Consider the following 19900-nt stretch of genomic DNA (forward strand, 5'->3'; position numbering starts at 1 on the left):
TTACAGCAGGATGGTGCGGATGTCGTTCAGCAGTTGGCTCAGGCGCTGCGTGAAGCGTGCAGCGGCGGCGCCGTTGATCACACGGTGATCGTAGGACAGCGACAGCGGCAGCATCAGCTTTGGCTGGAACGCTTTACCGTCCCACACAGGCTGGATAGTTGCCTTGGACACGCCCAGGATCGCCACTTCCGGCGCGTTGACGATCGGCGTGAAGCCGGTGCCGCCAATGTGGCCGAGGCTGGAGATGGTGAAGCACGCGCCCTGCATGTCGTCCGGGGTGAGCTTCTTGTCACGGGCCTTGGCAGCCAGTGCAGCAGCCTCAGCGGCCAGCTGCAGCAGGCTCTTCTGGTCGACGTTCTTGATGACCGGTACCAGCAGGCCATCCGGGGTGTCGACCGCAAAACCTACGTGCACGTACTTCTTGCGAATGATCGCCTTGCCGCTTGGCGCCAGCGAGCTGTTGAAGTCCGGCAGTTCCTTGAGCAGGTGTGCACAGGCCTTGAGCAGCAGTGGCAACACGGTCAGTTTCACGCCGGCCTTCTCGGCCACGGCTTTCTGCGCAACGCGGAAAGCTTCCAGGTCGGTGATGTCGGCCTGGTCGAACTGAGTCACGTGCGGGATGTTCAGCCAGCTGGCGTGCAGACCGGCCGCGCCGATTTGCATCAGGCGGGTCATCGGCACTTCTTCGGTTTCGCCGAAGCGGCTGAAGTCCACGGTGCGGATCGGCGGAATGCCGGAACCACCGGTAGCGCCGCCAGCAGCTGGCGCTTCCTTGGCTTTGTGCATCATGGCCTTGACGTATACCTGCACGTCTTCCTTCAGCACGCGACCGTGAGGGCCAGTGGCCGACACGGCGCTCAGCTCAACGCCGAACTCACGGGCCAGCTGACGCACGGCAGGGCCGGCGTGCACCTTGGCACCGCTTGGCGCTGGAGCGGCGGCGGCAGGGGCCGCAGTGGCCTCGGCTTTGGCAGCAGGCGCAGGGGCGGCAGCAGCCGGAGCCGATTCAGCCTTGGCAGCCGGAGCGGCCGCTGGTGCTGGAGCGGCAGCCGGCGCAGCGCCTTGGACTTTGAGCTTGAGGATGAAATCGCCAGTGCCGACTTCGTCTTCCAGCTTGACCGCGATGCTTTCCACCACGCCGGCAGCCGGCGAAGGGATTTCCATGGAAGCCTTGTCGGACTCCAGGGTGATCAGCGACTGGTCGGCTTCGACGGTGTCGCCGACCTTGACCAGCAGCTCGATGATCTTGGCCTTGCCTGACGAGCCGATGTCCGGGACGTGAATGTCCTGGACGCTGGCGGCGGCAGGTGCAGCAGCCGGGGCCGGAGCGGCCTCGGCAGCAGCAGGCTTTTCAGCAGCAGGGGCTGGTGCAGCAGCGGCAGCCGGGGCCGCCGCAGGGGCCGCATCATCGGCACCTTCGATTTCCAGCTCCAGCAGTTCGTCGCCTTCTTTCAGGCGATCGCCCAGCTTCACTTTCAGGCTCTTGACCACGCCGGCCTTGGGAGCAGGGATTTCCATGCTCGCCTTGTCCGATTCCAGGGTCAGGATGCTCTGGTCGGCTTCGACGGTGTCGCCGACCTTCACAAACAGCTCGATTACTTCACCTTCACCGCTGCCGATGTCAGGTACGCGAATGAGTTCGCTCACAAAAAATCTCCTCAGCAGTCCAGTGGGTTGCGTTTTTCCGGGTTGATCCCGAACTTGACGATAGCGTCAGCCACTACCTTAGGCTCGATCTCACCACGGTCAGCCAAGGCTTCCAGGGCTGCCAACACCACGAAGTGACGGTCGACTTCGAAGAAGTGACGCAGCTTCTTGCGGCTGTCACTGCGGCCGAAACCGTCGGTGCCCAGGACTTTGAATTCCTTGGACGGGACCCACTGGCGAATTTGTTCAGCAAACAGTTTCATGTAGTCGGTCGAAGCGATCACCGGGCCTTTACGGCCGGTCAGGCACTCTTCCACGAAGGTGCGCTGTGGCTTCTGGCCAGGGTGCAGGCGGTTGTGACGCTCCACGGCCAGGCCATCGCGACGCAGTTCGTTGAAGCTGGTAACGCTCCAGACGTCAGCGCCGACGTTGAACTCGTCACGCAGGATCTTAGCCGCTTCACGCACTTCACGCAGGATGGTGCCGGAGCCCATCAGCTGCACGTGGTGCGCCGCTTCCTTGGTGTCTTCTTCGAGCAGGTACATGCCCTTGATGATGCCTTCCTCGACACCGGCCGGCATGGCTGGCTGCTGGTAGGACTCGTTCATCACGGTGATGTAGTAGAAAACGTCCTGCTGCTCTTCGGTCATCTTCTTCATGCCGTCCTGGATGATCACCGCCAGCTCATAGCCGTAGGTTGGATCAAAGGTGCGGCAGTTCGGGATGGTGGCAGCCAGGATGTGGCTGTGACCGTCTTCGTGTTGCAGGCCTTCGCCGTTCAGCGTGGTACGGCCGGCGGTGCCGCCGATCAGGAAGCCACGGGTACGGCTGTCGCCTGCTGCCCAAGCCAGGTCGCCGATACGCTGGAAACCGAACATCGAGTAGAAGATGTAGAACGGCAGCATCGGCTGGTTGTGGCTGGAGTACGAAGTACCGGCAGCGATGAAGGAGCTCATGGCGCCCGCTTCGTTGATGCCTTCTTCGAGGATCTGGCCCTTCTTGTCTTCCTTGTAGAACATCACCTGGTCTTTATCGACTGGCTCGTAGAGCTGGCCGACGGAGGAGTAGATGCCCAACTGACGGAACATGCCTTCCATACCGAAGGTACGGGCTTCGTCCGGGATGATCGGGACGATGCGCGAACCGATTTCCTTGTCCTTGACCAGCTGCGCGAGGATCCGCACGAAGGCCATGGTGGTGGAGATTTCACGGTCGCCCGAGCCGTCCAGGATAGCCTTGAGGGTATCGAGTGGCGGTGTAGGGATGTCGAAGGACTTGGCGCGACGCTGTGGCACGAAACCGCCCAGTGCGGCACGACGCTCGCTCAGGTAACGGGCTTCGGCGCTGTTCGGCTCCGGCTTGAAGAACGGCAGGTTCTCGAGCTCTTCGTCCTTGACCGGGATGTCGAAACGATCGCGGAACAACTTCAGGCTGTCGACATCGACTTTCTTGGTGTTGTGCGCAGTGTTTTTCGCTTCGCCGGCACCGGTGCCATAACCCTTGATGGTCTTGGCCAGGATGACGGTCGGTTGTTCTTTGTGGTTGACCGCTTCGTGGTACGCCGCGTAGACCTTGTACGGGTCGTGGCCGCCACGGTTGAGTTTCCAGATCTCGTCGTCGGACAGGTCGGCAACCATCGCCTTGAGTTCAGGCGTGTTGAAGAAGTGTTCACGTACGAACGCGCCGTCTTTGGCTTTGTAGTTCTGGTACTCGCCGTCGATGACTTCGTCCATCCGGCGTTGCAGGATACCGTCGACGTCCTTGGCCAGCAGTGGGTCCCAGAAACGGCCCCAGATGACTTTGGTCACGTTCCACTGAGCACCGCGGAACACACCTTCGAGTTCCTGGATGATCTTGCCGTTGCCGCGAACCGGGCCGTCGAGGCGCTGCAGGTTGCAGTTGATGACGAAGATCAGGTTGTCCAGCTTCTCGCGGCCAGCCAGGGAGATGGCGCCCAGGGATTCCGGCTCGTCGCACTCGCCGTCGCCCAGGAAGCACCAGACTTTCTGCTTGCCTTCCGGGATGAAGCCGCGCGCTTCCAGGTACTTCATGAAGCGTGCCTGGTAGATCGCCTGGATCGGGCCAAGGCCCATGGATACAGTCGGGAACTGCCAGAAATCGGGCATCAGCCAAGGGTGCGGGTACGACGACAGGCCGTTACCGTCCACTTCCTGGCGGAAGTTGTTCATGTGTTCTTCGGTGATGCGGCCTTCCATGAACGCACGGGCGTAGACGCCTGGCGAGGTGTGGCCCTGGAAGTAGATCAGGTCGCCGCCGTGTTCGTCGGTCGGGGCCTGGAAGAAGTAGTTGAAGCCGATGTCGTACAGGGTTGCGCTGGAAGCGAAGCTGGAGATGTGACCGCCCAGGTCAGAATCTTTCAAGTTCGTGCGCATTACCATCGCCATGGCGTTCCAACGTACCAGCGAGCGAATGCGGCGTTCCATGAACAGGTCGCCAGGCATGCGTGCTTCGTGGGTAACGGGGATGGTGTTGCGGTACGGCGTGGTGATGGCGTAGGGCAGTTGCGAGCCGCTGCGGGTCGCGAGTTCGCCCATACGGGTCATCAGGTAGTGAGCACGGTCTTCGCCTTCTTTGTCGAGAACCGATTCCAGGGCGTCCAGCCATTCCTGGGTTTCGACGGGATCGAGGTCTTGCATGGCTTGCTCCAGGGCGGAAAGGCTACCAGAATCGGTTGCCTGAAGTTTGCGACTGGCCTTGTGGGCAGACGACATAAATTCTTGGATGGCCGAAGGTTGCTTCGGCGTCCTGTAGTTTTACTACAAATCGTCGGCCATTTCAGCCTTTCGAATGTATATACGAGTAGTAAAACTACACAAGACTGAGCGGATTGCTCGGTCTGGCTGGTGAGCATAATCGTTATTGTTGATCTTTTGCGAACAAGAAAAGGTAGAAGTTTAATGTTGCCTGCCAAAATTAATGATTTTTCAGCTATTTCTAACTTTTGTTCGACAGTCCTTCATCGAGCGTGGTTCTTGCGTTCACAGCTACAAGCCATTTACGCGCCGATCAAGGATAGACCATGAGCCTGCCAACACTGGCCGAATTACCCGCCATTCTCTTGCCTTACGCCAGCCGGGCCGAGCAGTCATTTCGTGACGCAGTGGCCGCGCTGGACGACGATCATGGCCTTTCTGCGTGGACGCCGCAACGGTGGGCCGACTTCGCCCGCGTGTGCGCCGCCAGTGATTTCGTGATTGAACAGAGTGTTCGTGACCCTTTGATGTTGCTCGAGCTGGTGGCCTGGGGCGAGCTGGACCGCGGCTTTGCGCCGGGCGAGCTGTGCGGCCAGATCGCCGGCGCCGTGCACCAGGCCGAAACAGAAGATGAGCTGGGCCGCGTGCTGCGTCGCCAGCGCACGCGCCAGCAAGTGCGCATTATCTGGCGCGACCTGACCCGCCAGGCGGACCTGGTGCAAACCTGCCGCGACCTCTCCGACATGGCCGACGCCAGCATCGACCAGGCCTACCAGTGGCTGTACCAGCGCCATTGCGTGCAGTTCGGCACGCCGACTGGCCGACGCAGCGGCGAAGCCCAGCACATGGTGATCCTCGGCATGGGCAAGCTCGGCGCGGTGGAGCTGAACCTGTCGTCGGATATCGACCTGATCTTCGCCTACCCCGAGGGCGGGGAGACGGTGGGCGTCAAGCGTTCCCTGGATAATCAGGAGTTCTTCATTCGCCTTGGTCAAAAATTGATCAAAGCCCTCGATCCGATGACCGTCGACGGCTTTGTGTTCCGTGTCGACATGCGCCTGCGCCCCTACGGCTCGGCTGGCGCGCTGGTGCTCAGCTTCAACGCGCTGGAGCAGTACTACCAGGACCAGGGTCGCGACTGGGAACGCTACGCCATGATCAAGGCGCGTGTGGTCGCCGGCGACCAGGTCGCCGGTGCGCAGTTGCTCGATATGCTGCGCCCCTTCGTGTACCGCCGTTACCTGGACTTTTCCGCCATCGAAGCGCTGCGCACCATGAAGCAGCTGATCCAGCAGGAAGTGCGGCGCAAGGGCATGGCCGAAAACATCAAGCTGGGCTCGGGTGGCATCCGCGAGGTGGAGTTCATCGCCCAGGCCTTCCAGTTGATCCACGGTGGTCGCGACCTCAGCCTGCAGCAGCGGCCGCTGCTCAAAGTGCTCGGCACCCTCGAAGGCCAGGGCTACCTGCCGCCGGCGGTGATCGCTGAGTTGCGCAATGGCTATGAGTTCCTGCGCTACACCGAGCACGCGATTCAGGCGATTGCCGATCGCCAGACGCAAATGCTCCCGGACAGCCCGGAGGACCAGGCGCGCATTGCCTTTATGCTCGGTTTTGCCGACTGGTCCGCGTTCCATGAGCGCCTGATGTACTGGCGTGGCCGGGTGGATTGGCATTTCCGCCAGGTCATCGCGGATCCGGATGAAGAAGAGGGCGAAGAGGGCGAACTGGTCGTGGGCGGAGAATGGTTGCCGCTGTGGGAAGAGTCCCAGGACGAAGAGGCTGCGTGTCGCCAGCTCGCGGAAGGCGGCTTCACTGACGCGCCCAAGGCCCTCAAGGCCCTGGCCGGCCTGCGCAGCAGCCCGCAATTGCGCGCCATGCAGCGCCTCGGTCGCGAGCGATTGGACGCGTTTATCCCGCGCCTGCTGGCCCAGGCCGTCGAACATGCCAATCCGGACCTGGTGCTCGAACGTGTATTGCCGCTGGTGGAGGCCGTCGCGCGGCGCTCTGCCTATCTGGTGCTGCTCACGGAAAACCCCGACGCCCTGCGCCGCCTGCTGACCCTGTGCGCCGCCAGCCCGTGGATTGCCGAGCAGATCACGCGTTTCCCGCTGCTGCTCGACGAGTTGCTCAACGAAGGCCGCCTGTTCAAGCCGCCATTGGCGCCGGAACTTGCCGCCGAGTTGCGCGAGCGGCTCACGCGCATCCCCGAGGATGACCTGGAGCAGCAGATGGAGGCCTTGCGGCACTTCAAGCTGGCTCACCGCCTGCGCGTGGCGGCCTCGGAAATCGCCGGCAGCCTGCCGTTGATGAAAGTCAGCGACTACTTGACCTGGCTCGCCGAAGCCATCCTTGAACAGGTGCTGGCCCTGGCCTGGCGCCAGACCGTGGCGCGCCACGGCTCGCCGCAACGGCTGGACGGCACTTTGTGCGATCCCGGGTTCATCATTGTCGGTTATGGGAAAGTCGGCGGCATCGAACTGGGGCATGGTTCGGACCTGGACCTGGTGTTTATCCACGATGGCGACCCGCAGGCCGAGACCGACGGCGCCAAGCCGATTGATGGCGCGCAGTTCTTCACGCGCCTGGGCCAGCGGATCATCCATCTGCTGACCACCCAGACCAACTCCGGCCAGCTGTATGAAGTGGACATGCGCCTGCGACCTTCGGGCGCGTCCGGGCTGTTGGTCAGTTCGCTCGGCGCGTTTGATCGCTATCAACAAAATGAAGCCTGGACCTGGGAGCATCAGGCCCTGATCCGCGCGCGCGTTCTGGTCGGCAGCCAGGATGTGGGCCAGGCGTTCGAGCAGGTCCGGGCCAAGGTACTGGGGCGTGAGCGCGATCTGGCGAAGCTGCGCCAGGAGGTCAGCGAGATGCGCGCCAAGATGCGTGACAACCTGGGCACCAAGGGCACGGCGGCCGGCACCGGCGCCAATGCCTTCGAAGCCACGGCGCTGTTCGACCTCAAGCAGGACGCCGGAGGTATCGTCGATATTGAATTTATGGTGCAATACGCGGCTTTGGCGTGGTCTGCGCAGCATCCATCGTTGCTGCGCTATACCGACAATATCCGCATTCTGGAAGGCCTGGAGCAGGTGGGGTTGATGCCCGCCGCCGATGCTCATCTGCTGCGCGAGGTGTATAAAGCCTACCGCTCCGCCGCGCACCGCCAGGCCCTGCAGAATGAGGCTGGTACGGTAGCCGGGGATCAGTTCGCCGACGAACGGCGCCAGGTGATGCGAATCTGGCAGGAACTGGGGTTAAGCTGAAGCTCGAATAAAGGTGGGAGCGGGCTTGCTCGCGAAAGCGCTATTTCAGTCACTCGATGGGGCGGCTGACAGATCGCTTTTGCGAGCAAGCCCGCTCCCGCACAAAGCTGTTACCGGGCCAACCGTGACCTACAGTAATTTTCGAGGCGGGGAGGCATAAGCCTCCCCGCATCGTTTGTGGAAACTACATGAATATTCTGATCGTTGGGCCCAGTTGGGTCGGTGACATGGTGATGGCACAGACACTGTTCCAGTGCCTGCGCCAGCGCTATCCGGACTGCCAGATCGACGTGCTTGCCCCTGAGTGGAGCCGGCCGATCCTCGAGCGCATGCCCGAAGTGCGCAAGGCCTTGAGCTTTCCGCTCGGCCACGGTGCCCTGGAACTGGCGACCCGCCGGCGTATCGGCAAATCCCTGGCCGGCCAGTACGACCAGGCGATCCTGCTGCCCAACTCGATGAAGTCGGCGCTGGTGCCGTTTTTCGCCGGTATCCCCAAGCGCACCGGCTGGCGTGGCGAGTTTCGCTACGGCCTGCTCAATGACGTGCGCAAGCTCGACAAGGCGCGTTACCCGCTGATGATCGAGCGTTTCATGGCGTTGGCCTACGCACCCGGCGCCGAATTGCCGACGCCGTACCCGCGCCCGAGTTTGCAGATCGACCCAGTCACCCGCGATGCAGCGCTGGCCAAGTTCGGCCTGCAACTCGATCGCCCGGTGCTGGCGCTGTGCCCGGGTGCCGAGTTTGGCGAGTCCAAGCGCTGGCCGTCGGAGCATTACGCCAAAGTCGCCGAGACCAAGATCCGCGAAGGTTGGCAGGTGTGGCTGTTTGGATCGAAAAAAGATCATCCGGTCGGCGAGGACATTCGCCAGCGCCTGATTCCCGGCCTGCGCGAAGAAGCTGTGAACCTCAGTGGCGATACGTCACTGGCCGAGGCCATCGACTTGCTGTCCTGCGCCGACTCGGTGGTGTCCAACGACTCCGGCCTGATGCACGTGGCGGCTGCACTGAACCGCCCGCTGGTGGCGGTCTACGGCTCCACCTCGCCGGGCTTCACTCCGCCGTTGGCCGACCAGGTCGAAGTGGTGCGCCTGGGACTCGATTGCAGCCCCTGTTTTGATCGTACCTGCCGTTTCGGCCATTACAACTGCATGCGCCAATTGCTGCCGCAGCCGGTGAACGAAGCCTTGCAGCGGTTGCAGGGCTCTGCGGTCGAGGTCCGATAGTTTGCGCGTACTGGTAATCAAGACCTCATCCCTGGGCGACGTGATCCACGCGTTGCCGGCACTTACCGACGCCGCGCGGGCGATCCCGGGCATTCAATTCGACTGGGTGGTGGAAGAAGGCTTTGCCGAAATCCCCACCTGGCACCCGGCGGTGGACAAGGTGATCCCGGTGGCGATCCGCCGCTGGCGCAAAAACCTTTGGCAGACCTTCAAGAGTGGCGAGTGGCGACGCTTCAAGCAGCGTATTCAGTCGACCAAATATGACCTGGTAATCGATGCCCAGGGCCTGCTCAAAAGTGCCTGGTTGACCCGTTACGTGCGGGCCCCGGTGGCGGGTTTTGACCAGCAGTCGGCCCGTGAGCCAATCGCCGCGCGCTTCTATTCGCGCCGCCTGGCCGTGGCCCGTGGGCAGCATGCAGTGGAGCGTTTGCGCCAGCTGTTTGCCGTGGCCCTCGGTTATGACTTGCCCAAAGGCCTGGGCGACTATGGCCTGAGCGTCGACAAGTTGCTCGGCCTGCCGCCGAAAAAGCCCTTCGTGCTGCTGCTGCACGGCACTACCTGGGACACCAAGCACTGGCCCGAAGCCTACTGGCGCGAGCTGGCCGAACGCATGGGTCGCCTGGGGGTGGACGTGAAATTGCCGTGGGGCAACCCGGTCGAAAAGGCCCGGGCCGAGCGCCTGGCCCAGGGCCTGCCGAATGCCGAGGTCCTGCCCAAGTTGAACCTGGCCGGCGTCGCCCGCGTATTGGCCGGTGCCCGCGCCTGTGTGGCGGTGGACACCGGCCTTGGCCACCTGGCGGCGGCGCTGGATGTGCCGACCATTTCCCTGTTCGGCCCGACCAACCCCGGCCTGACCGGCGCCTACGGCAAGGGCCAGATTCACCTGGCCAGCGATTGGTCATGCGCGCCGTGCCTGCAAAAGAACTGTACCTATCAACCGACGGCGGATGACCTGCGTCGGTTCGACATCAAGCGCGAGTCGCCCCTGTGCTTCACGCGCCTGAACCCTGAGCGTGTGGCGAGCCGGCTGAGCACGTTGTTACTGGCTGAGGAACTGCACTGATGCAACTGGCTTTTGTTCTGTACAAATACTTCCCCTTCGGCGGCCTGCAGCGTGACTTCATGCGCATCGCCCTGGAGTGCCAGCAGCGCGGCCATCAGATTCGTGTCTACACGCTGATCTGGGAAGGAGACATCCCGCCGGGCTTCGAAGTGCTGGTGGCGCCGGTCAAGGCGTTCTTCAACCATCGGCGCAACGAGAAACTCAGCGCCTGGATGGCCGAGGACCTGGCCAAGCGCCCGGTCGACCGCCTGATCGGATTCAACAAGATGCCCGGCCTGGACGTGTACTACGCCGCCGATGGCTGCTTCGAAGACAAGGCGCAAAACCTGCGCCATTCGCTGTACCGCAATTTTGGTCGCTATCGCCACTTTGCCGAGTACGAGCGCGCGGTGTTCGCCAAGGATGCCAAGACCGAAATCCTGATGATCTCCGAAGTGCAGCAGCCGTTGTTCATCAAGCATTACGACACGCCGCTGCAACGCTTCCACCTGCTGCCGCCAGGCATTGCCCAGGACCGTCGCGCGCCGCCGAATGCGGCCGAGATTCGCCAGGGTTTCCGCCAGGAGTTCAACCTGGCCGACGACGATTTGCTGCTGGTGCAAATCGGCTCCGGCTTCAAGACCAAAGGTGTCGACCGCAGCTTGAAAGCCGTGGCCGCGCTGCCGACGGAACTGAAAAAACGCACGCGCCTGTTTGTAATCGGCCAGGACGACCCCAAGGTATTCCAGCTGCAAAGCGCGACCCTGGGCCTGGGCGACAATGTGCAGTTCCTCAAGGGCCGCAGTGATATCCCGCGTTTCCTGCTGGGCGCCGATGTGTTGATCCACCCGGCGTACAACGAAAACACCGGCACCGTATTGCTCGAAGCCCTGGTGGCCGGGTTGCCGGTGCTGGTCTCGGCCGTGTGTGGTTACGCCCACTACATCGCTGAAGCCGACAGTGGCCTGGTGCTGGATGAGCCGTTCGAACAGAGCCAGCTCAACCAGTACCTGGCTCGCATGCTCACCGACACTGCACAGCGCGCGGCCTGGGGCCGCAATGGGTTGGCCTTCGCCGAGACGGCCGACCTCTACAGCATGCCGCAGCACGCTGCGGATGTGATTCTGGCGGAGCCAAAACGATGAAGTTGATTCTTGCCGAACCGTTCAAGACTTTATGGGCCGGGCGCGATGCCTTCGCCGAAGTCGAGCAACTGCAAGGCCAGGTATTCCGTGAACTGGCGGCACGTCGGACCTTGCGCACAGAGGTGGAGGGCCGTCCGTATTTCGTCAAAATCCACCGGGGTATCGGCTGGGGTGAAATCTTCAAGAACCTGATCACCGCCAAGCTGCCGGTGCTCGGCGCCGGCCTTGAGTGGGCGGCGATTCATCGCTTGCAGGAACTCGGCGTGCCGACCATGACCGGCGTGGCCTTCGGTGAAAAGGGCAGCAACCCGGCGGACCAGCACTCGTTCATCATCACCGAAGAACTGGCGCCGACCCTCAGCCTCGAAGACCTCAGCATCAACTGGGTCGCCGAACCGCCTGCCCCCGCGCTGCGCCATGCGCTCACACACGAACTGGCACGCATGGTGGGCGACATGCACCGTGGTGGCGTCAATCACCGTGACTGCTACCTCTGCCACTTCTTGCTGGACACTTCCAGGCCCATCGACGCGAACAACATCAAGCTCTCGGTGATCGACCTGCACCGCGCCCAGTTGCGTGCCCATCTGCCGCTGCGCTGGCGCGACAAGGACTTGTCCGCGCTGTACTACTCGGCGCTGGACATCGGCCTGACCCGCCGCGACAAACTGCGCTTCCTCAAGGGCTACTTCCGCCAGCCGCTGCGCCAGATCCTGGCGGAGCAATCGGCATCGTTGAGCCTGATGCAGCGCAAGGCCGACAAGCTGTACGCGCGCAAGCAACGTTATGGGGATGCGATCTGATGGCGGGTTGGAACCTGGAACCTGCCTACGCCCACCTGGCGGATGATTTTGGAAGCCTCGACGCCGTGTTCGCCCTGCAAGGCGAACGCCTGACCCGCGATCCCTTGTCGGAAGTGATCCGCGTGGAGCGCGGCGGGGTCAATTACTACGTCAAGCGCTACACCGGCGCCGGCAAGGGTTTGCGGCGCTACCTGGGCAAGCCGCGCGTGAAGTCCGAATGGCAAAACCTCAAGCGCTTCGCCAAGTGGGGCATCCCCACCGCCGACGTGGTCGCCTGGGGCCTGGCGCGCAAGGGCCTGGCCTACGACCGTGGGGCGATGATCACCCGCGAATTGCCGAGGACCGAAGACCTCTCGGTGCTGGCCGAGCGTAACGATGCGCGCCTGCGCGACCCCAAATGGGTCGACGCGGTCAGCCGCCAGCTCGCCGAATACACGCGAACCATGCACGACCATCGGTTTACCCATAACGATTTGAAGTGGCGCAACCTGCTGATCGACGACCAGTCGACCCTGTACCTGATCGACTGCCCCAATGGCGATTTCTGGCGCGGCTTCTGGCTCAAGTACCGCATCACCAAGGACCTGGCGTGCCTGGACAAGGTGGCCAAGTATCACCTGTCAGCCACCCAGCGCCTGCGTTTCTACATGCAGTATCGTCAGCGCCGGCACCTGAGTGCATCGGACAAACAGCGTATTCGCCACGTGGTGAAGTTTTTCGAGGGACGCGAATGAGTGATTTCCTGGCGGCCGAAGACCGCGCCCTGTTGGAGCGCCACGGCCTCGCGACATTCGACGCGCTGTGGGCCAAGCAACTGGACGCGGTGGACGAGCCGAACACCAGCCGTGGCGGCTGGAGCAGTGTGTTTCGCCTGGAGCTGGACGGCCACGGCTATTACCTCAAGCGCCAAAGCAACTACCTCACGCGCAGCTTGCACCGGCCGTTGGGCGAGCCCAGTTTCTCGCGTGAATTTCGCAATATCAGCCGTTACCGCAAGCTCGGTATCCCGGCGTTGCAGGCGGCGTTCTATGGCGAGCGCAAGGTCGCCGGCGAACACCGCGCGATGCTGCTGACCCGCGCCCTGGACGGCTGGAATGACCTAGACTCGCTGCTGGAGCAGTGGGCGCACCTGAGCGACGCCCAGCACCACGCGATCCTGTTGGCCTGTGGCCTGTTGGCGCGCCGGCTGCACAGCGTTGGCCAGGTGCATGGCTGTTTCTACCCCAAGCATATTTTCCTGCAGGCCACTGGTGACGGTTACGCCGCGCAGTTGATCGACCTGGAGAAAACCCGCCCGCTGCTGTTCGGCTGGCGTGACCGGGTCAAGGACCTGGAGCCGTTGTTGCGCCGTGCGCCGCAATGGTCGGATGCGCAGGTGCGCCAGTTGCTGGCGGCCTACCTCGATCAGCCTGAGGGCAGTGCATTGGTCGGCACCTGGCTGCAGCGCCTGACGAAACGGCGTAGCCACAAGGAGAACCGCTGATGCGTCTGTCCGAGCTGAAAAACGCCGGCCGCACACCGAGCTTGCCCCTCACTCTGGATCTCGCCGATGCCGCCGGCCCCGGCCAGTTGCAACTGCTGAGCCTGTTGCGCGTGTTGCCAGGCGAGCGCTACGTGGGCGCGGCGGTGTGGCGCGGGCGTCCGGTGCTGGCCAAGTTGTTGGTGGGTAGCAAGGCGGCGCGGCATTTTCAGCGTGAGCTGCGCGGCGTGCGGCTGCTCGCCGAGCAAGGCCTGACCACCCCGTTGCTGCTCGCCGATGGCTTGCAGGAAGGCGAGGGCGGTTGGCTGCTGTTCGAATTTATCGAGGGCGCCGAGAGCCTGGCTGATGCCTGGCACGCCGTCGAAGGCCTGCCGCCGTTGGCCGACGAGCAGACAGCGGTGCTGGCCGAGGCGCTGGGTGCGGTCGCGCAGATGCACGCCAAAGGGCTGTGGCAGGAAGACCTGCACCTGGACAACCTGCTGCGCCAGGACGGCAAGCTGTACCTGATCGATGGCGCCGGGATTCGCGTCGAAGAAGCCGGTAAGCCGCTGTCACGTAACCGCGTGCTGGAAAACCTCGGGGTGTTTTTCGCCCAGTTGCCAAAAAATCTCGAGCCGTTTACCGAAGAGCTGCTGGTGTACTACCTGCTGGGCAACAGCGAGCACGCCCTGCCGCTGGAAGCCTTGGAGAAACAGGTGCGCAAGGTCAGTGCCTGGCGCCTGAAAGACTTTCTGCACAAGGTCGGCCGCGAATGCACGCTGTTCAGCGTGGTGCGAGGGGCCTTTGCCTTGCGCGCGATTCGTCGCGAGGAAGAGCCGGCGATGCTCTCGGTGCTGGAGCAGGCGGATGCATTGCTCGACCAGGGCCACCTGTACAAGACCGGCGGGGCCGCCAGCGTGGCCAAGGTCGAGGTGGCCGGTCGGCCGCTGGTGATCAAGCGCTACAACATCAAGGGTTTTGCCCACTGGCTCAAGCGCTTCTGGCGCCCCAGTCGCGCCTGGCATTCCTGGCGCGAAGGCAACCGCCTGGCCTTCCTCGGCATCGCCACGCCCAAGCCGCTGGCCGTGCTGGAAAAGCGTTTTCTCTGGCTGCGCAGCCGCGCGTACCTGGTCACCGAATACCTGCCCGGTCCGGACATCATCGAGCGCTTCGCGCCGTACGTTGAAAACGGCGAGGCGCCGGAAAACGAACTGCAGGCGCTGGATCAGCTGTTCGCCGAGCTGATCCGCGAACGCATCAGCCATGGTGACTTCAAGGGCCATAACCTGTTCTGGGACAAGGACCGCTGGTCGCTGATCGACCTCGACGCCATGTGCCAACACAGCTCAATCGCGAGCTTCACCCCGGCGTATGCCAGGGACCGCGCGCGGTTCATGCGCAACTGGCCGCAGAGCAGCGCGTTGTACCAACTGATCGATCAGCGACTGCCCAAACTGTAGGCGCCGGCTAGCCGGCGAGGGTGGCCCGCCAAATCCATGCCGGATGACGGGCACGCCGAGTGTTGGGGCAAGAGCGCTTTGGTTGCTTTCGCGCTTTTCGAAAGTGACCCGCTGCAAGAGCGGCACCCGTAGCCGCCGTTGCCGCAGAAAGGGATAGGTACTCAGTCTGATCCAACATCCTGGTCGACTGTCAGGTCGCCTTCGCGGGCAAGCCCGCTCCCACATTCGCATGGGGGGGCAGATAAAATTCGTTTCAGGCAATTCCGCATTCCAGCAAGCGAAAAGCCCCGATGAAACTCACCGAGGCTAGAGCGCCGACCGGGATCCCCCAGTCCCTTTGCGCCAGGTTCTATGCTTGCGATTCCAGCGTGTCAACGCAGGCGCTTTAGTCGAAATGCGCAAGCTAGGGTGCGAACACTCAGTGACAGGTGTTGCGTGGGCAACAGCGATTGGGCAGTTGTGTTCAAGAACGACATCACGCTTTCGCTTTGGGTTTTTATCTTGCTGATTTAACTCATTAAAAATCCTGGCACGGGCTCTGCAATAGCACCTGGTGAACCCTTTCACCGTTTGCAGCGGAGCCCTGTATGCCTTCCAGCCTTTCCTCGCTTTCCCGTTTGATCTGCCTTGGCGCCGTCCTGCTGCTGAGTGGCGTGGCTCATGCTGCAGAAGGTGATGATGCCGTGCCGTCCCTGGCCGGCAAGCGCATTGCGGTGAGCATGACCGGCACCAGTCACTATTTCGATATCAAGGCGTTCCAGGCGCAGGTCGATGAGATCAAGCGCCTGGGCGGTACACCGATCACCCTGGACGCCGGGCGTAACGACAAAAACCTGGTGACCCAGCTGCAGACCGTGGTCACCCAGAAGCCGGATGCGGTGATCCAGACCCTCGGAACCCTCAGCGTGATCGACCCCTGGCTCAAGCGCATCAGCAAAGCCGGCATTCCACTGTTCACCATCGATGCGCCCTCGCAATACAGCCTCAACAACACCACCTCGGACAACGTCGCCACCGGCAAGGCGCTGGCCGATCAGTTGATCAAGGACGCTGGCGGCAAGGGCAAGATCCTGGTGTTCAATGGTTTCTACGGCGTGCCCGTGTGCGCGATCCGTTATGACCAGTTGAAGCTGGCGCTCAAGGATTACCCACAGCTGGAGATCATCCAGCCGGAACTGCGCGATGTGATCCCTAATACCGTGCAGGACGCCTATTCCCAAGTGTCGGCACTGCTCAACAAATACCCGGCGGGCAGCGTCTCGGCGATCTGGTCGGCGTGGGACATCCCGCAACTGGGCGCGAGCAAGGCATTGATCGATGCCAAGCGCACCGAGATCAAGACCTACGGCGTCGACGGCACCCCCGAAGTGCTGGCGCTGCTCGGCCAGGCGAACTCGCCGGTGGGCGCGGTGGTGGCGCAGCAGCCGGCGCTGATCGGCAAGACCGCCGTGCAGAACGTGGCGCGTTACCTGGCCGGCCAACGTGACCTGCCCAAGGAAACCCATGTGCCCACGCTGCTGACCACCGCCGCCAACCTGGCGCAGGTCCAGCAATTGCGGGGTGACTGATGTCGGCATTGCACCTGCAGCACTTGCGCAAACGCTTCGGTGCCACCCAGGCGCTGGAGGATGCGAGCCTGAAGGTCGAGCGTGGCAGCATTCACGGGCTGGTGGGCGAGAACGGCGCGGGCAAGTCGACCTTGATCAAGATCCTTGCCGGCCTTCACAAGGCTGATGCGGGACAGATCAGTATCGACGGCCAATCCTATGCCTCCTTGTCGCCGCGCCAGGTGGATGCGCTGGGCGTGCAGTTCATCCATCAGGAGCGCCTGCTGCCGGCGAGTTTCACTGTCGGCGAGGCGCTGTTTTTCGGCCATGAATTGCGCCGCGGGCCGTTCGTGGATCGGCGCCGACAGCAGCGTGAGGCCGAACGCTTGCTGGCCGAATATTTTGATCTGCAACTGCCGGCCGGCGCCTTGGTCGGCGAGCTGAACAGCGCCGAGCGCCAAGTGCTGCAAATTACCCGGGCGTTGATCCGCCAGCCGAAAATCCTCGTATTCGACGAGCCCAGCGTGGCGTTGGTCAAGCGTGAAGTCGACCAACTGCTGCGCATCGTCAAGCGCCTGCGTGACCAAGGGTTGTCGATTCTGTACATCTCCCATTACCTGCAGGAAATCGACAGCCTGTGCGATGAAGTCACGGTGTTGCGCAATGGCCGCGACGTGGCGGTGGTGCAGCCACGACACACCTCCAGCGCCGAGATTGCGCGGCTGATGGTCAACCGCGAGGTGCAGGAGATGTACCCCAAGGCCAAGGTCGAATTGGGCCTGCCGTTGTTGCAGGTGCGCGGGCTGAGCCTGGCGCGGCGTTATCGGCAGATTGACCTGCAGGTGCGCCGCGGAGAAATCCTCGGCCTGACCGGGCTGGTCGGCTCAGGTGCCAAAGAGTTGTTCAAGACCTTGTTCGGCGTGGAGCGCGCCGACAGCGGCAGCGTGCACCTGGACGGGCGCCTGTTGCGCCTGCGCTCGCCGGGCGAGGCGATTGCCGCGGGCATCGCCCTGGTGCCGGAAGAGCGGCGGAGCCAGGGCATTTCGCCGCTGCTGTCGGTGCTGGAAAACCTCACGCTGGCGGGGCTGGGAAGGTTCAGTCGCTGGGGGCTGTTGAGTCGGCACCAGGAGCACGCGGAGAGCGTGCGCTTGATCGATGAACTGGCGATCAAGGCGCCCGGCCCACACGCGGCGGTCAGCCAACTGAGCGGCGGCAACCAGCAAAAAGTCGCGTTGGGCAAATGGCTGAGTCGGCGCTCAGCCGTGTACCTGCTGGATGAGCCCTGCGTGGGTGTGGATGTGGGCGCAAAAGTGGAGATCTATCGCTTGATCGGACGCCTGGTGGAAGCAGGAGCGGCGGTGCTGGTGCTGTCTTCGGACTTGCCGGAGTTGCTCGGGATCAGTGATCGAATTGTGGTGCTGCATCGCGGCGAGATCGCCGGTGAATTCCATGCCGGCGAGGCTGACAGCGATCAGTTGCTGGCCTGTGCGACGGGGGCCGTGCCCGCTGCAGCGCTGCCGGCGCGGGAGGTCGAACATGCTTGATGTCGCGACGCCTGGGTTCTCGCAACGCGTGTGGGTGCTGGTGCTGCGCCGGGGTTCGGTGGGGGTGTTCCTGGCGATTCTGTTGGGGTTTGCCGTGGCCGCGCCGAATTTTTTGTCGGTGGGTAACCTGGCCAATGTGTTCAGCCAGTCGGCGATCCTCGGCGTGCTGGCCTTCGGGCTGACCTGCGTGATTATCGGCGGCGGCTCGAATGTGGTGGCCGGCGGGCTCGACCTGTCGTTGGCGGCCAATCTCGGGCTGTGCGCGGCGGTGTTCAGCCGGCTCAACAACGCCGGCCTGGAGCTTTGGCTCAGCGTGCTGTTGACCCTGGGCTGTGGCCTGGCGGTCGGCGTGCTGAACGGCCTGGCGGTGGTGCTGTTGCGCTTGCCACCGTTGCTGGCGACGCTGGCGAGCATGAACGTACTGGCCGGGCTGGAGCTGGTGCTGACGGAAAACACCGTGGTCTCTACCGACTCGCCGCTGCTCGACCTGCTCAGCGGCGGCACCTGGCTGGCGGTGCCGGCACTGGCGTGGGTCCTGCTGGTGACGGCGGGCGTGCTGACCTTGCTGATCCAGCATTCGGCCTACGGGCTGCGCCTGCATGCGGTCGGCGAATACCCACAGGCGGCGCAGGCAGCCGGGATCCGGGTGCCGGCCTACGTGCTCTCGAGCTACCTGCTGTCGGGGCTGTGCGCCGCCGTGGCCGCGCTGTGTTCGGCGGCATTTTTCAGCGGCAGTACCACCGGTTCCGGCGACATGTTGCTGTCGGTGGTGGCGATCGCTTTTCTTGGCGTGGTGTTTTCCAGGCGACTGGTGGCGAGTATCCCGGGCACTTTGCTCGCTGCGCTGTTGATCGGTTTTCTGATCAATGGCTTCCAGTTGCTCAACGTGTCGAGCTTCTGGGTCAATGGCGTGCAAGGCGTGTTGATCTTGCTGGTGGTCGCCGCCTCCAGCGCCTTGAACCGAGGAGCCCACCCATGAACCTGCGCGCCTTGTTGCCGCTGACCTTGCCGCTGGTGTTTGCGCTGATCGTCGCGGTGTTCGCCGTGCAGGCGCCAGGGTTCCTGAGCGCCGGCAACCTGCATAGCCTGCTGCTGAACAACTTCGTGTTGCTGGCGATTGTCGCCATCGGCATGACTTACGCCGTGGCCGCCGGCGGTATCGACCTGTCGGTGGGCACCGCGCTGGATTTCGCCAGTTTCAGCTTCGTCGTGCTGCTCAATGGTGGGCATGGCTGGGCGGTAGCTGCCACGGGGGCGCTGGTCGCTGCATTGCTGGTCGGGGTGTTCAATGCCGGCTTGATCGCCGGGCTGCGTATCAGCCCTTTCCTGGCGACCCTGGGGACGTTGTTTATCGGCACCAGCGCCCAGCAGTTGCTGTCGGACGGCGGTCAGCCGATCTATATCGCCCAGGGCGTGAAGCCTGAACTGACCGGCCTGATCCCGCTGCTGATCGTCCTTGGGCTGGCACTGTTCTACGGCCTGGCACTTGCGCGCGGGCGCCTGGGCCGTGAGTTGTTGGCCCAGGGCACCCAGCCGCTGCTGGCGTATTACTCGGGGTTGTCGGTGCGGCGCATCGTGACCGTCGTGGCGCTGGCCACCGCGTTGGCCTGCGGGGTGGCGGGGGTGTTGCTCAGCTCGACGGTCAGCGCCTACGTGCCGCTGTCCGGCAATGCGTTTTTGCTCAATGCGATTGGCGCGGTGTTCATCGGCACGACGTTGAGCCGACAGGGCCGGGCAAATATCCCCGGCACCTTGCTGGGGGTGCTGTTTATCAACGTGATCGCCAACGGCCTGCTGCTGATCGGCTGGAATTTCTACTGGCAGCAGGTGGCGACCGGCGTGCTGATTTTTGTGGTGCTGACCTTCAGCTTTGCCAGTCGCCGTGTGCTGGAGCGCAGCTAGCCGGGGTTATTCAGCCTTGACCCGGATAATGTGGGTTTTATAGTTGCCGTTTCCCACACGTGACGCGATGCGCTTCATGGGCATCGCTTGCTGAAAGAGGCCTGCAAACGCTTTGGGCTCAGCGGCAGGCTGCTTGAGTTCGGTGGGC

The 19900-nt window shown here is 63.0% G+C and carries 14 protein-coding genes; 12 read left to right on the forward strand and 2 right to left on the reverse strand.

Features of this window, described 5'->3' with window-relative positions:
• Together aceF and aceE are read right to left on the reverse strand one after the other, a co-directional pair.
• Positions 1-1647 (reverse strand): dihydrolipoyllysine-residue acetyltransferase, encoded by a 1647-nt coding sequence (aceF, locus tag JFU04_RS01680; protein ID WP_201143406.1) that lies wholly within the window; start codon positions 1645-1647, stop codon positions 1-3.
• 11 nt (positions 1648-1658) lie between these two features.
• Positions 1659-4304, reverse strand: coding sequence for a pyruvate dehydrogenase (acetyl-transferring), homodimeric type (aceE, locus tag JFU04_RS01685; protein ID WP_065900019.1), 2646 nt, complete (start codon positions 4302-4304; stop codon positions 1659-1661).
• Positions 4305-4687: 383 nt separating this feature from the next.
• Here aceE and glnE point away from each other — a divergent pair, with 383 nt between their 5' ends.
• From glnE to JFU04_RS01745, 12 genes are all read left to right on the forward strand, one after another.
• Positions 4688-7627: a bifunctional [glutamate--ammonia ligase]-adenylyl-L-tyrosine phosphorylase/[glutamate--ammonia-ligase] adenylyltransferase gene (gene glnE, locus JFU04_RS01690; protein ID WP_201143407.1), complete on the forward strand. Its 2940-nt coding sequence runs from the start codon at positions 4688-4690 to the stop codon at positions 7625-7627.
• Between the two features lie 188 nt (positions 7628-7815).
• Positions 7816-8850 (forward strand): lipopolysaccharide heptosyltransferase II, encoded by a 1035-nt coding sequence (gene waaF, locus JFU04_RS01695; RefSeq protein ID WP_065900023.1) that lies wholly within the window; start codon positions 7816-7818, stop codon positions 8848-8850.
• Between the two features lies 1 nt (position 8851).
• Positions 8852-9913 carry a lipopolysaccharide heptosyltransferase I gene (gene waaC, locus JFU04_RS01700; protein WP_065900026.1) on the forward strand — a complete coding sequence of 354 codons (1062 nt, stop codon included), beginning with the start codon at positions 8852-8854 and terminating at the stop codon, positions 9911-9913.
• Complete coding sequence (locus JFU04_RS01705) at positions 9913-11037, forward strand: glycosyltransferase family 4 protein (protein WP_065900028.1); 1125 nt, start codon at positions 9913-9915, stop codon at positions 11035-11037. Before waaC ends, JFU04_RS01705 begins: the two co-directional genes overlap by 1 nt.
• Positions 11034-11840 (forward strand): lipopolysaccharide core heptose(I) kinase RfaP, encoded by an 807-nt coding sequence (gene rfaP, locus JFU04_RS01710; RefSeq protein ID WP_065900029.1) that lies wholly within the window; start codon positions 11034-11036, stop codon positions 11838-11840. Before JFU04_RS01705 ends, rfaP begins: the two co-directional genes overlap by 4 nt.
• Positions 11840-12574, forward strand: coding sequence for a lipopolysaccharide kinase InaA family protein (locus tag JFU04_RS01715; RefSeq protein ID WP_065900030.1), 735 nt, complete (start codon positions 11840-11842; stop codon positions 12572-12574). The genes rfaP and JFU04_RS01715 overlap by 1 nt, the downstream gene beginning before the upstream one ends.
• On the forward strand, positions 12571-13323 hold the full coding sequence (locus JFU04_RS01720; RefSeq protein ID WP_120447468.1) for a lipopolysaccharide kinase InaA family protein: 753 nt from the start codon (positions 12571-12573) through the stop codon (positions 13321-13323). The genes JFU04_RS01715 and JFU04_RS01720 overlap by 4 nt, the downstream gene beginning before the upstream one ends.
• The gene (locus tag JFU04_RS01725; RefSeq protein WP_201143408.1) at positions 13323-14759 is read left to right on the forward strand and encodes a lipopolysaccharide kinase InaA family protein; all 1437 of its coding nucleotides are present in this window, start codon (positions 13323-13325) and stop codon (positions 14757-14759) included. The genes JFU04_RS01720 and JFU04_RS01725 overlap by 1 nt, the downstream gene beginning before the upstream one ends.
• 587 nt (positions 14760-15346) lie before the next feature.
• Entirely contained in the window at positions 15347-16327 is a 981-nt protein-coding gene (locus JFU04_RS01730) for a sugar ABC transporter substrate-binding protein (protein WP_106805348.1), read from the forward strand.
• Positions 16327-17850 (forward strand): sugar ABC transporter ATP-binding protein, encoded by a 1524-nt coding sequence (locus JFU04_RS01735; RefSeq protein ID WP_201143409.1) that lies wholly within the window; start codon positions 16327-16329, stop codon positions 17848-17850. Before JFU04_RS01730 ends, JFU04_RS01735 begins: the two co-directional genes overlap by 1 nt.
• Complete coding sequence (locus tag JFU04_RS01740) at positions 17843-18829, forward strand: ABC transporter permease (RefSeq protein WP_120447472.1); 987 nt, start codon at positions 17843-17845, stop codon at positions 18827-18829. The genes JFU04_RS01735 and JFU04_RS01740 overlap by 8 nt, the downstream gene beginning before the upstream one ends.
• Positions 18826-19752: an ABC transporter permease gene (locus JFU04_RS01745; protein ID WP_065900040.1), complete on the forward strand. Its 927-nt coding sequence runs from the start codon at positions 18826-18828 to the stop codon at positions 19750-19752. Before JFU04_RS01740 ends, JFU04_RS01745 begins: the two co-directional genes overlap by 4 nt.
• The last annotated feature ends 148 nt before the right edge of the window (positions 19753-19900 follow it).

This window comes from Pseudomonas sp. TH21, assembly GCF_016651025.1.
Lineage (GTDB): Bacteria > Pseudomonadota > Gammaproteobacteria > Pseudomonadales > Pseudomonadaceae > Aquipseudomonas > Aquipseudomonas aylmerensis.

Bases quoted from the DNA above. Each gene is read 5' to 3' on its own strand.
- aceE (WP_065900019.1), bottom strand. From the start codon at position 4,304: ATGCAAGACCTCGATCCCGTCGAAACCCAGGAATGGCTGGACGCCCTG.
- glnE (WP_201143407.1), top strand. From the start codon at position 4,688: ATGAGCCTGCCAACACTGGCCGAATTACCCGCCATTCTCTTGCCTTAC.
- waaF (WP_065900023.1), top strand. From the start codon at position 7,816: ATGAATATTCTGATCGTTGGGCCCAGTTGGGTCGGTGACATGGTGATG.
- JFU04_RS01705 (WP_065900028.1), top strand. From the start codon at position 9,913: ATGCAACTGGCTTTTGTTCTGTACAAATACTTCCCCTTCGGCGGCCTG.
- rfaP (WP_065900029.1), top strand. From the start codon at position 11,034: ATGAAGTTGATTCTTGCCGAACCGTTCAAGACTTTATGGGCCGGGCGC.
- JFU04_RS01715 (WP_065900030.1), top strand. From the start codon at position 11,840: ATGGCGGGTTGGAACCTGGAACCTGCCTACGCCCACCTGGCGGATGAT.
- JFU04_RS01720 (WP_120447468.1), top strand. From the start codon at position 12,571: ATGAGTGATTTCCTGGCGGCCGAAGACCGCGCCCTGTTGGAGCGCCAC.
- JFU04_RS01725 (WP_201143408.1), top strand. From the start codon at position 13,323: ATGCGTCTGTCCGAGCTGAAAAACGCCGGCCGCACACCGAGCTTGCCC.
- JFU04_RS01730 (WP_106805348.1), top strand. From the start codon at position 15,347: ATGCCTTCCAGCCTTTCCTCGCTTTCCCGTTTGATCTGCCTTGGCGCC.
- JFU04_RS01735 (WP_201143409.1), top strand. From the start codon at position 16,327: ATGTCGGCATTGCACCTGCAGCACTTGCGCAAACGCTTCGGTGCCACC.
- JFU04_RS01740 (WP_120447472.1), top strand. From the start codon at position 17,843: ATGCTTGATGTCGCGACGCCTGGGTTCTCGCAACGCGTGTGGGTGCTG.
- JFU04_RS01745 (WP_065900040.1), top strand. From the start codon at position 18,826: ATGAACCTGCGCGCCTTGTTGCCGCTGACCTTGCCGCTGGTGTTTGCG.